Source organism: Halobellus sp. GM3, assembly GCF_052545375.1.
On the sequence record NZ_JBQWLT010000006.1, the window covers coordinates 106,949 to 117,690 of the forward strand.

Here is a 10,742-nt window from a genome sequence, read left to right on the forward strand (position 1 = left end):
TGGTCAACTGACGGGTAATGAGTGAACTCGAAGCGGAGTATCGGCTCGACTACTTCGAGGAGGAGGGGTTCTACCGGAAGCAGTGTCCGGTGACGGACGTCCACTTCTGGACGCGCGATCCCGACCGCGAGACCTGCGGCGAGCCGCCCGCCGACGACTACTCCTTCATCGACAACCCGGGCTTCGACGAGGAGTACTCCCTCGAGGAGATGCGCGAGGCGTTCCTCTCCTTTTTCGAGGAGCACGGCCACGAGCGCATCGCCCCGTACCCGGTCGCGGCGAACCGCTGGCGCGACGACGTCCTCCTGACGCAGGCGTCGATCTACGACTTCCAGCCCCTGGTGACGAGCGGGCAGACGCCGCCGCCGGCGAACCCGCTGTGCATCTCCCAGCCGTGCATCCGGATGCAGGACATCGACAACGTCGGCAAGACCGGCCGCCACACGATGGCCTTCGAGATGATGGCCCACCACGCGTTCAACGCCCGCGAGGAGGCCGGCGACCAGTACGCCTACTCGGGCGAGGTCTACTGGAAGGACGAGACCGTCCGCCTCTGCGATCAGTTCTTCGAGCACCTGGGCGCCGACGTCGAGGAGATCACCTACATCGAGGACCCGTGGGTCGGCGGGGGCAACGCCGGGCCGGCCTTCGAGGTCCTGTACCGCGGCGCCGAGCTGGCGACGCTCGTCTTCATGTCGATGGAGCAGGACCCCGACGGCGACTACGAGATGAAAGACGGGAACCGGTACTCGCCGATGGACACCTACATCGTCGACACCGGCTACGGACTCGAGCGGTGGACGTGGGTCTCACAGGGGACACCGACCGTCTACGAGGCGGTCTACCCGGACATGATCGAGTTCCTCAAGGCGAACGCCGGGGTGTCGCTCACCGACGAGGAGGAGGCGCTCGTCCACCGGGCGGCGAAGCTCTCGGGGTATCTCGACATCGACGAGGTCGACGACCTCACCGAGGCGCGCTCCGACGTCGCCGCGGAGCTCGACGTCGACTCCGAGGAGCTCACCGAACTGCTCCACCCGCTGGAGACGATTTACGCCATCGCCGATCACTGCCGGACGCTGGCCTATATGTTCGGCGACGAGATCGTCCCCTCGAACGTCGGCACGGGCTATCTCGCGCGGATGGTGCTGCGGCGCACGAAGCGCCTCGTCGACGACGTCGGCGTCGACGCGCCGCTCGACGAACTCGTCGATATGCAGGCCGCGCGGCTGGACTACGAGAACCGCGATACGATCCGCGACATCGTCCGCACCGAGGAGCGGAAGTACCGGGAGACGCTCGAGCGCGGCCGCCGAAAGGTCGAGAGTCTGGCCGCGGAGTACGCCGACAGCGGGGAGTCGGTCCCGGTCGAATCGCTCATCGAGCTGTACGACTCCCACGGGATCCAGCCCGAGATGGTCGCCGATATCGCCGAGGAGCGCGGCGCGAGCGTCGACGTTCCCGACGACTTCTACTCGCTGGTCGCCGAGCGCCACGAGGGCGAGGGCGCCTCGCGGGAGGCGATCGAGCGGAGCGAGCGGCTGGCTGACCTCCCCGAGACCGAGAAGCTCTACTACGACGACGCAGAGCGGACCGAGTTCGAGGCGGTCGTCCTCGACGTCATCGAGCGCGAGGGGGGCTACGACGTCGTCCTCGATCAGACGATGTTCTACCCGGAGGGCGGCGGTCAGCCGGCAGACCACGGGACGCTCTCGAACGACGACGCGACCGTGCAGGTGACGGACGTCCAGATCCGCGACGGCGTGATCCTCCACCGGACCGACGACAACCCCGGCAAGGGCGAGTTCGTCCGCGGACAACTCGACGTCGACCGCCGCCGCCGGCTGATGCGACACCACACCGCCACGCACGTCGTCGGCCACGCCGCCAGACGGGTCCTCGGCGAGCACGTCCGGCAGGCGGGCGCACAGAAGGGGACGGACCGGTCGCGGCTCGACATCCGACACTACGAGCGGATCTCCAGGGCGGAGGTCAAAGAGATCGAACTGGTGGCCAACGACCTCGTGATGCAGAACCGCTCGGTGAAAGAAGCGTGGCCCGACCGCCACGAGGCCGAGGCGGAGTACGGGTTCGACCTGTATCAGGGCGGGATCCCGCCGGGACAGAACATCAGAACGATCACCGTCGGCGACGACGTGCAGGCCTGCGGCGGCACGCACGTGAGCCGTACCGGCGACATCGGCGCGATCAAGGTCCTCACGACCGAGCCCGTCCAAGACGGCGTCGAGCGGATCGTCTTCGCCGCCGGCGACGCCGCGATCGAGGCGACGCAGGCCACAGAGGACGCGCTCTATGAGGCGGCCGAGGTACTCGACGTGACGCCCGAGGACATCCCCGAGACGGCCGAGCGCTTCTTCACCGAGTGGAAGGAGCGCGGCAAGACGATCGACCGCCTGAAGACCGAACTCGCGGAGGCCCGCGCGGCCGCCGGCGAGGACGCGATCGACATCGACGGCACGCCCGCGGTGGTCAAGCGCCTCGACGCCGACGCCGACGAGCTTCGGGCCACCGCGAACGCGCTCGTCGAGGAGGGCAGCGTGGCCGTCCTCGGCTCCGGCGCGGGCGACAGCGCCCAGTTCGTCGTCGGCGCCCCCGACGACGCCGGGATCAACGCCGGCGAGGTCGTCGGCCGGCTCGCCGCTAAAGTCGGTGGCGGGGGCGGCGGGCCGCCGGACTTCGCACAGGGAGGCGGACCGAACGTCGACGCGCTCGACGACGCGCTCGACGACGCCCCGGACATCCTGCGCGCGGTCCGCGCCTGAGACCGAGCGCGAGTGCCGCCGCGTTTACGGGTCGTGACAGCTGATCCTCGTATTATCAGGTTTCAGATATATGGTGCGAAGGACGCCTATCTCGGCGCTGTCGGGGCGGGATTCGGCATACTACACAAGACTTATCGCCGGTTATTAGATAGCTAAACTGTGTCCTCCATAGAGCGAGTCGCAGCGCAGGTCGACACCGCCGACGCGGTGTTGGTCCTTCGACCGCAGTCGGCGTCTCTCACGGACGCAGAGTGCAAGCGCTTGCTCCTCGAAGATCCCGCCGAGGCCCAGATACTCGGCATCTCCTTCTCGCAGTCGCCGTCGGGGTGGTACGACGGCTGGCGCGAGGCGCTCGGAGACGACCCCGCGGAGGCAGCGCTGATCACGACGCCGGATCTCGCCGACGCCGACCCCGCGGACGAAGACCGGTCCTTCTCGGTCGAAACCGTCGCGACGCCGTCGAATCTCACCGGCATCGGCGTCAAATCGACGCCGTATCTGAACGAGTGGGACAACGCGGTCGTCGTCGCCGACTCGCTGACGATGCTGCTGCAGTACACCGACCCACAGAGCGTCTACCGGTTTCTGCACGTGCTCACGACGCGGCTCCGGACCACCGGCGCGGCGGGGCAGTTCTACTGCGACCCCACCGTGCAGGACGATCAGACCGTCGAACTGCTCAAGACGCTGTTCGACGGCATCATCGAGTGCGAGGACGGCGACGACGGCTGGGTCGCTCACCTCCGCAGCCAGTGAGCGGAGGCGCTCTGGGTCCGGTCGCGCGCGTCGGCGTCGCCCCGGCGCTCGTCCGAGACACCTAAGCCGCTACTGCCGGTAGAACCGACGCGTATGCCAACCGCCACGAACGACGGCGTCGACATCTACTACGAGACGAGCGGCACCGACGGGGAGACCGTCGCGTTCGTCGGCGACGCGGGGTACGGGGCCTGGCAGTGGGGCTGGCAGCACGCCGCCGTCGCGGGGCCGTACCAAGCCCTCGTGACCGACCTGCGGGGCGCCGGCAGATCGGACGCGCCGCCCGGTCCGTACGCGGTCGAGTCGCTGTCCGCGGACCTCACGGCCGTCCTCTCGGCGGCCGGGGTCCGCTCGGCCCACGTCGTCGGCGCGGGCCTCGGCGGGATGGTCGCGCTGCAGACCGCACTGGACACGGCGCGCGTGAACAGCCTCGCGCTCGTCGGGACCGCCGCCCGCGGAGAGGGCCTCGGTCTCGAACCGCTGTGGGCCGACCCCGGCGACGACTCCGCACTCGAAGCGTCGCTCGCGGCCGGGTTCTCCGAGGCGTTCGCCGACGCGCACCCCGACGCGGTCGCACAGATCGTCGAGTGGCGCGGCGAAGAGGACGCGAGGCGAGACGCGTGGGAGGCGCAGGCGGCGGCGGTCGCGGCGTTCGACGTCGCCGACCGGCTCTATGAGATCACCGAACCGGCGCTCGTCGTCCACGGCGGCGAGGACGCGGTGTGGCCGCGTTCGCGCGCGTCCGCGCTGGCCGATGACCTCCCGCGCGGGGCGTACCGGGAGATCGAGGGAGCCGGCCACCTCGCCCACATCGAGGCGTCCCGACGCGTCAACGACGATCTCGTGGCCTTTCTCGCAGACACGTAGGCGCGCCGACCGGCCGCCCGCGGGCGGCGGCCGCCCGCGTGCGCAAAGCACTTCTGTCCCCGAGTGCTTCCACGAGACGATGAGTAGCGGCCACGACCGCCTGCGGTTCGCGCTGCTGGACGCCTCCCACGGCGACGAGAACACGCGCCGGAACTTCCGACGGGAACTCGACGCCGACCTCGCCGAGTACGACGTCACCGAACGCGAGCGCCCGCCGGACTTCGACTTCGACGGCGTCGTGGTCACCGGCTCTCGGTCCTCCGTCTACTGGGACCGCGAGTGGATCCGGCCGCTCCTCGAGTACGTCGCCGAGGCCGACGAGCGCGGCCTGCCGATCCTCGGCGTCTGCTACGGACACCAAGTCCTCGCCTCGGCCCTCGGCGGCCGCGTGGAGGCGATGGGCGAGTACGAGATCGGATACAGCGAGATCGAACGGACCGCCCCCGACGACCTCTTCGAGGGGATTCCCGAGTCGTTCGTCGCCTTCACGTCGCACTCGGACGCCGTGACCGAACTCCCGCCGGACGCCGAACTGCTCGCCGAGAACGAATACGGGGTCCACGCCTTCCGGCGGGGGGACGCGTGGGGGGTCCAGTTCCACCCCGAGTACGACCGCGAGACCGCCGAAGCCATCACGCGGGAGAAGGACTTCTCGGAGGAGCGGATCCGGTCCGTCCTCGACGAGATCACCGCCGAGAACTACGACGCCGCCTGTCGGACGAAACGCCTCTTCGCCAACTTCACCGGCTACGTTCGGCGGGCGCGCCCGGATCCGGTGCGGTGAGTCGCGTCCGGCCCGAACGTGTGCGAGGTGTGCCAACACGGGACATAGTTTTATACGTCACCAGTCGTACGTTTCGCTGGTGACACCGATGACCGCCTCCGCTCACGACTCCCCGACCTCGCTCGATCTGACCCGCGAAGAGGCGTGGGTCGTCCACGCCGCCGTGGTGACCGCCGTCGAACGCCTCGCTGACGACGAACAGGACCCCTCGGACGCCGTCGCGCTCCTCCGCTCGCTGGAGGTCGACGAGACGTTCGAGACGGGCGAACTCGAACACCTCCTCGACGTCCTGCGAACGTATCTCGAGGACGACGCGCCGTCGTCGGACCGCGAGTCGGCGAGGCGCGTCGTCGAAGCCATCGAGGGCGCGCTCGAGGGGTAGCGCCGTCGTCGCGGTGGCAGTCGCCAGCGTCTCGACCGCTACGTTTCGCCCTCCCAGTAGTCGACGTCGTCGTCGCGGCGGTAGTACCCCGAGACGACGCGGTCGCTCCCCTCGCCGCCGGGCGGCGACCCCGCGTACACGCCGATCTTCTCGGAGTCGGGGTAGACGGTCACGTCCGGGTCCCGCATCGTCGAGACCGCGAGGTATCGGAGCGGGTCCTCGCCGTCGTTGTGGAGGCGGTGCGCGCCGTCGGGGTCCGCCGGAAACGCGCAGAAGTCGCCCGGCCGGACCCGGCTCTCGCCCTCCGGCGTCCGGAGCAGGCCGGTTCCGCTGAGGACGTACACCGCCTCCTCGTTCCCGACGTGGAAGTGATACGGCCACGAGGAGGACTCGGGCGGCAGTTCATACAGGCTCGCTCCGAGGGCCGCCGCGTCCGTCTCGCTCGCGAGTTTCTTCCGCCGGAAGCGCGTCTCGCCGCGCTCGGTCTCGCTCCACTCCAGTTCGCGCTCGTTGACACGTCCCATACGTCACGTCCCGGGGGCCGGCGGCTTAAGTCTCGGGAGGCGGCGGGGCAAGCAAAGAGGAAGGGCGGCACCGACGACGTTTTCCACGCTTCGGCTGTACTGGCGGACAATGGGAATCGATCCGAACTTCGACAGCAACCGCGAGAGGGTCGGCGAGGAGAACGGCGTCGACGTCTGGGGGCCGGTCGAGCCGCCGGAGAAACTGGGGATCCACGGGACCCACGTCGCGGTCGACTACGACCTCTGCGTCGCCGACGGCGCGTGCCTCGAGAACTGCCCGGTCGACGTGTTCACCTGGGTCGAGACGCCGGGGCACCCCGAGTCCGAGCGGAAGGTGGAACCGACTCGCGAGGACCAGTGTATCGACTGCATGCTCTGCGTCGACATCTGTCCGGTCGACGCCATCGACGTCGACGGATCGAGGGGCTAACCGGGGGCAGTCGACCGATGATCGAGACGCTTCTCGGCGACAACGTCGAGTCGTCGGGTCGGTACCTCGCCGAGGTCATCTACGGCGCGAACGACGGGATCGTGACGACGTTCGCGGTCGTCTCCGGGGTCGCCGGGGCCGCGTTGAATCCCTCTATCGTGCTGATACTGGGCGCGGCGAACCTCTTTGCGGACGGCTTCTCGATGGGGATGAGCAACTACCTGAGCCGCCGCTCCGAGCTCGACTACCAGCGCTCGACGCACACGGCGGCGACGGCACCGCCGGAGCAGTTGGCCGACGGAAAGTCCCCTCGGTGGACCGCGCTCGTCACGTTTCTCGCCTTCGTCGTCGCGGGCTGGGCTCCGCTTTTCCCGTACATCTTCGAGCTGGAGCCGGCGTTCCCCTATTCGATCGCGTTCACCGGCCTCGCGTTCTTCACCGTCGGAGCGAGCCGGAGCCTGGTGACGAGGCGGCGGTGGTACGTCAACGGGGCGGAGATGTTCGCCGTCGGGATGGCCGCGGCCGCGGTCGCCTACACCGTCGGGCGCCTCCTCGGTGGCATCGCGTGAGCGCTTCCCCGACGACGTCGACCGATTCCGAGCGGGGCCGAAGCCGTCAACCGATTCCGAACGAGGGTGGAACGTCGGTGGGCCGACAGTATCTTGTCGCTTCCCGCCGAAAATAGGACTGTTATGTCTGATGAGGTTACCCGGCTGTTGCAGAAGGCCTACCAGGACGAGATCGAGACGGTGATGAACTACATGACGAACTCGATCGTCCTCGACGGCGTCCGCGCCGAGGAGATCAAAGAGTCCCTCCAGCAGGACATCCAAGAGGAACTCGGCCACGCCGAGCAGCTCGGGAACCGCCTGAAGCAACTCGACGAGAAGCCGCCGGGGTCGGCCGCGTTCGAGGCGAACCAGATGAGCCTCCAGCCGCCGGAGGACAGCACGGACGTGCTCGCGGTCATCGACGGCGTCCTCGACGCCGAGGAGGGCGCCATCGAGACGTACCGCAAGCTTATCACCGCCGCCGAGGAGGCCGACGACCCGGTGACGGAGGACCTCGCAGTGACGATCCTCGCCGACGAGGAGGCCCACCGGACGGAGTTCCGCGGGTTCAAGACCGAGTACGAGCAGGAGTAGGCGGTTTTCACGCGCTCAGAGCCCGATCGACCCGACGAGCGCGGCGGCGACGACGAGTCCGAGCGCGTCGGGCCGCCCGAAGCGAAGCGCCGGCAGCGTCGGGTTCCACGCGAAGCACCGGGCGCGGAGCGCGAGCGCGAGCCGGTCCGCACGCCCGAACGCCCGGCGGATCCCCGCGCTCCCGAGGAGTCTCATTCGATCGCGGAGCGGCCGCTCCGACCCCATACGTGCCGTCGAGGCCTCTCGGACACGCCGGAGGTCGGCCCGGAGCAACGGGAGAAAGCGGAACACGAGCGCGACGCCGACGCCGAGCAGCCGCCCGACGCGCCCGGGAACGAGCCGCTGGATCGCCGCCCGGGAGTCGCGGACGGGCGTCGTGTGCAGGTAGACGGCGGAAACGAAGAGGATGAGGAGGACGCGGTAGCTCGCCAGCAGCGGCTCGACCGCCGCCGCGGGGTCGACGCCGAGCGCGGGCGCGCTCGCATACCCGACGTCGATGTCGATCGCCGACACCAGCGGTCCGGCGAGCAGAAACGGGAGCGCCGGGAGGTAGCCGCGGAGCGCCCGGACCGGCGACAGCCGACCGGCGGCGAGGAACGTCGCGGCGACGACCGTGAACGCCGCGAGTCCCCGCGGCGTCGTGTGCGCGAAGGCCGCCGCGGCGAAGGCCGCCTGCGCGAGCAGTTTCGTCCGGGGATCGAGGCGATGCGCGAGCGAGTCGCCGGGGCGGTAGGTCAGCATCGCGAGGAACCATCGCGGCGGTCGCGCCGCCGCCTCTGTCCGTTTGTCGGCGCGCACGCGTCGCGGTCGGGAGCGGACGCGTCGGCTTCCAGTGCGCGGATGTCGTGCTGCGGCTCGCGAACGACGGATTCCGGCACGCGGATGCCGTAGGCAGACAGCGAGTCGAGGGCGTCGTCGGGAGCGGCGTCGACGACGACGCGCCCGTCGGCCATCGCGATCACCCGATCCGCGATATCGAGCACGTCGCCGAGGTCGTGCGTGACGATCACGACGCTCGTGCCCGCCGCCGAGAGCGCGCGGAGCCGACCGAGCACGGACGCCCGGGACGGCTCGTCGAGCCCGGTGAACGGCTCGTCGAGGACGAGGTGATCGGGGTCCATCGCCAGCGCGCCCGCGATGGCGACGCGCTCGCGCTCGCCGCCGGAGAGCTCCTCGACCCGGTCGCCGCCGCGGCCGTCGAGGTTCACCGCGGCGAGCGCGTCCGCGACGCGGCGGTCGATCTCGCTCCGCTCTAACCCGAGGTTCTCGGGGCCGAAGGCGACGTCCGCGCCGACCGTCGCGGCGACGAGCTGGTCCCGCGGCTCCTGGAACACCATCCCGACGGCGGTCCGCGCGGCGACGAGGTCCGCGCCGACGCCGGTCCCGTTCACCTCGACGCGCCCCTCGTCCGGGGTCAGCAGGCCGTTGAAGTGGCGGACGAGCGTCGTCTTCCCCGAGCCGTTGGCACCGGCGAGCACGACGCACTCGCCGTCGGAGATCGAGATCGACACGCCGTCGAGGGCGACGGCGTCTCCGTAGCGGTGAACGAGGGTTTCGGTGCGTATCATCGTCGGTTTCAGGGCCGCTGTGTGCGACTCTCATAATGAGTACTCTCACTGTTTACCGCCGAGCGCCGCCGGCGGGGGTGGGCTCGGCGGTAAGAGACGAGAGTACTCATTATCAGGCCGCCGCCGCGGCGTCGCTGCGGACGATTCCAACCGCCGCGGCGATCTTGACCGCCTCGAACGGGACGAAAGCCAGCGCGCTCACCGCGAACGCCTCTGCGAGTCCGACGTTCTGGACGAGCGCGAAACCGACCGTCCCGAGCGCGTAGATGACCACGGTCCCGGCGAGCATCCCGGCGACCAACCGCGCGGTCCCTATCGATTCGGGATCCGCGAGACCGTCGAAGCCGTGCACGACCGCCCCGATGAGCGCCGCGGCGACCGGATACGACCAGAGGTAGCCCGCGGTGTACCCGACGAGCGGCCCGAAGCCGGCGGATCCCCCGGAGAAGATCGGCGCGCCGGCGGCCCCCGCCGCGAGGTAGAACGCCATCGAGACGCCGCCCCAGACCGGTCCGAGGAAGACGCCCGCGAGGAAGACGCCGAGCACCTGGAGACTCACCGGGACGGGCGAGACGGGATTCGGAAACGAAACGTACGCGAACGCGCCGGTGAGCGCCGCGAACAACGCCGCTCGCGCGACGTTACCGACGACGTCCTCGCCGACGAGTTCGACGGACTGGGTCTCTGCGGACATACTCGCTCCCCTCTCGTAAACCAGTATCAATTCTTCGGTTTACGACAGAAATCTTTGTACGGCTGCGGCCCCTATCGCGTCGCGATGGACGAGAAGACCGCCGAGCTTCGGGAACTCTTCGTGGAGACGACCGGCGCGGAGTCGGTGACCGAGTCGCAGGCGGACTCGCGCGGGACGCTGTCGTCGACGGACGGCGGGGCGACCGCGGAACGGCTCGGCGAGGTGATCGCGACGATGCGCGAGCGATCGGACTTCGCGTCGTCGCTTCCGGAGGCAGACCTCCGTCGGGTCGTCCGGGGGTTCTTCGACCCCGACGCCGTCGGCGCGCACGCCGACTCGTGGTCTCGGGAGGCCGACGCCGCCCTCGCCGCCTCGCTGGAGGCCGACGCCGACGCCGACGCCGTCTTCCGGGCGCGAATGGACCTCCACCTCGTCGCCGACGCCGACCGGGACTCGCCGTTCCCGTTCGAGCGGCTGCGCCGCCTCGTGCTCGCACACCGGGCCGACGCGGAGGCGAGCGAGCCCGACGACGAGTCGCTGGCCGCCGCGCTCGATCGGGAGGACGCCGCCGGGGACGACCGCGATTCGACGCCCCGCCCGGACGCCGAGACGGTCCGCCGCTACCGGCGCGTCGTCGAGGCCGACCTCGCGTCTCGAGGGGTGAATCACCGCTTCCGCGACGCCTTCGCGGAACTGCTCACGGACGCCGACCTCTCGACGCGGCTCGCCGAGGACGCCCGTCGCGACGGGCTCAGAGAGGCGACCGAGGACATCGAGACCGACGTGTCGCTGTAGAGATTGACGTGTCG

12 protein-coding genes and 1 pseudogene are annotated in these 10,742 nt (G+C 69.8%); 9 read left to right on the forward strand and 4 right to left on the reverse strand.

Translation table 11 applies throughout. The annotated features are described in order from the left end of the window. Positions 1-17 precede the first annotated feature (17 nt). The 5 genes from alaS to ACT3HL_RS11005 all read left to right on the forward strand — a co-directional run bounded on the left by alaS (position 18) and on the right by ACT3HL_RS11005 (position 5,572). Complete coding sequence (gene alaS, locus ACT3HL_RS10985) at positions 18-2,783, forward strand: alanine--tRNA ligase (protein WP_445086878.1); 2,766 nt, start codon at positions 18-20, stop codon at positions 2,781-2,783. Between the two features lie 159 nt (positions 2,784-2,942). Next, positions 2,943-3,539 (forward strand): DUF7504 family protein, encoded by a 597-nt coding sequence (locus tag ACT3HL_RS10990; RefSeq protein WP_445086879.1) that lies wholly within the window; start codon positions 2,943-2,945, stop codon positions 3,537-3,539. Between the two features lie 93 nt (positions 3,540-3,632). Further along, the gene (locus tag ACT3HL_RS10995; RefSeq protein WP_445086880.1) at positions 3,633-4,406 is read left to right on the forward strand and encodes an alpha/beta fold hydrolase; all 774 of its coding nucleotides are present in this window, start codon (positions 3,633-3,635) and stop codon (positions 4,404-4,406) included. A gap of 79 nt (positions 4,407-4,485) precedes the next feature. Continuing rightward, positions 4,486-5,190 (forward strand): glutamine amidotransferase-related protein, encoded by a 705-nt coding sequence (locus ACT3HL_RS11000; RefSeq protein ID WP_445086881.1) that lies wholly within the window; start codon positions 4,486-4,488, stop codon positions 5,188-5,190. Between the two features lie 88 nt (positions 5,191-5,278). Next, positions 5,279-5,572, forward strand: coding sequence for a DUF7853 family protein (locus tag ACT3HL_RS11005; RefSeq protein ID WP_445087045.1), 294 nt, complete (start codon positions 5,279-5,281; stop codon positions 5,570-5,572). Positions 5,573-5,610: 38 nt separating this feature from the next. Here ACT3HL_RS11005 and ACT3HL_RS11010 read toward each other — a convergent pair whose 3' ends face one another. Next, positions 5,611-6,096, reverse strand: coding sequence for a cupin domain-containing protein (locus ACT3HL_RS11010; protein ID WP_445086882.1), 486 nt, complete (start codon positions 6,094-6,096; stop codon positions 5,611-5,613). Positions 6,097-6,205: 109 nt separating this feature from the next. On the opposite strand from ACT3HL_RS11010, the gene ACT3HL_RS11015 reads away from it, so the two are divergent. The 3 genes from ACT3HL_RS11015 (at position 6,206) to ACT3HL_RS11025 (ending at position 7,671) form a co-directional block, all read left to right on the forward strand. Further along, positions 6,206-6,526 carry a 4Fe-4S dicluster domain-containing protein gene (locus ACT3HL_RS11015; RefSeq protein ID WP_445086883.1) on the forward strand — a complete coding sequence of 107 codons (321 nt, stop codon included), beginning with the start codon at positions 6,206-6,208 and terminating at the stop codon, positions 6,524-6,526. Between the two features lie 17 nt (positions 6,527-6,543). Further along, positions 6,544-7,095, forward strand: a complete 552-nt coding sequence (locus ACT3HL_RS11020; RefSeq protein ID WP_445086884.1) for a VIT1/CCC1 transporter family protein — start codon at positions 6,544-6,546, stop codon at positions 7,093-7,095. A gap of 123 nt (positions 7,096-7,218) precedes the next feature. After that, positions 7,219-7,671: a DUF892 family protein gene (locus ACT3HL_RS11025; protein WP_445086885.1), complete on the forward strand. Its 453-nt coding sequence runs from the start codon at positions 7,219-7,221 to the stop codon at positions 7,669-7,671. A gap of 15 nt (positions 7,672-7,686) precedes the next feature. On the opposite strand, the gene ACT3HL_RS11030 is transcribed toward ACT3HL_RS11025, so the two are convergent. From ACT3HL_RS11030 to ACT3HL_RS11040, 3 genes and pseudogenes are all read right to left on the reverse strand, one after another. Continuing rightward, complete coding sequence (locus tag ACT3HL_RS11030) at positions 7,687-8,412, reverse strand: CbiQ family ECF transporter T component (RefSeq protein WP_445086886.1); 726 nt, start codon at positions 8,410-8,412, stop codon at positions 7,687-7,689. A 131-nt stretch (positions 8,413-8,543) separates the two neighbouring features. Beyond that, positions 8,544-9,239, reverse strand: a pseudogene (locus ACT3HL_RS11035) (energy-coupling factor ABC transporter ATP-binding protein); the annotation flags it as partial. 112 nt (positions 9,240-9,351) lie between these two features. Then, a complete protein-coding gene (locus ACT3HL_RS11040; protein WP_445086887.1) occupies positions 9,352-9,933 on the reverse strand; it encodes a biotin transporter BioY in 582 nt (193 codons plus the stop codon). A gap of 84 nt (positions 9,934-10,017) precedes the next feature. On the opposite strand from ACT3HL_RS11040, the gene ACT3HL_RS11045 reads away from it, so the two are divergent. After that, on the forward strand, positions 10,018-10,728 hold the full coding sequence (locus ACT3HL_RS11045) for a conditioned medium-induced protein 4 (RefSeq protein ID WP_445086888.1): 711 nt from the start codon (positions 10,018-10,020) through the stop codon (positions 10,726-10,728). Positions 10,729-10,742: the final 14 nt, after the last annotated feature.

Bases quoted from the DNA above. Each gene is read 5' to 3' on its own strand.
- ACT3HL_RS11030 (WP_445086886.1), bottom strand. From the start codon at position 8,412: ATGCTGACCTACCGCCCCGGCGACTCGCTCGCGCATCGCCTCGATCCC.
- ACT3HL_RS11005 (WP_445087045.1), top strand. From the start codon at position 5,279: ATGACCGCCTCCGCTCACGACTCCCCGACCTCGCTCGATCTGACCCGC.
- alaS (WP_445086878.1), top strand. From the start codon at position 18: ATGAGTGAACTCGAAGCGGAGTATCGGCTCGACTACTTCGAGGAGGAG.
- ACT3HL_RS11000 (WP_445086881.1), top strand. From the start codon at position 4,486: ATGAGTAGCGGCCACGACCGCCTGCGGTTCGCGCTGCTGGACGCCTCC.
- ACT3HL_RS10995 (WP_445086880.1), top strand. From the start codon at position 3,633: ATGCCAACCGCCACGAACGACGGCGTCGACATCTACTACGAGACGAGC.
- ACT3HL_RS11040 (WP_445086887.1), bottom strand. From the start codon at position 9,933: ATGTCCGCAGAGACCCAGTCCGTCGAACTCGTCGGCGAGGACGTCGTC.
- ACT3HL_RS11045 (WP_445086888.1), top strand. From the start codon at position 10,018: ATGGACGAGAAGACCGCCGAGCTTCGGGAACTCTTCGTGGAGACGACC.
- ACT3HL_RS11010 (WP_445086882.1), bottom strand. From the start codon at position 6,096: ATGGGACGTGTCAACGAGCGCGAACTGGAGTGGAGCGAGACCGAGCGC.
- ACT3HL_RS11015 (WP_445086883.1), top strand. From the start codon at position 6,206: ATGGGAATCGATCCGAACTTCGACAGCAACCGCGAGAGGGTCGGCGAG.
- ACT3HL_RS11025 (WP_445086885.1), top strand. From the start codon at position 7,219: ATGTCTGATGAGGTTACCCGGCTGTTGCAGAAGGCCTACCAGGACGAG.
- ACT3HL_RS11020 (WP_445086884.1), top strand. From the start codon at position 6,544: ATGATCGAGACGCTTCTCGGCGACAACGTCGAGTCGTCGGGTCGGTAC.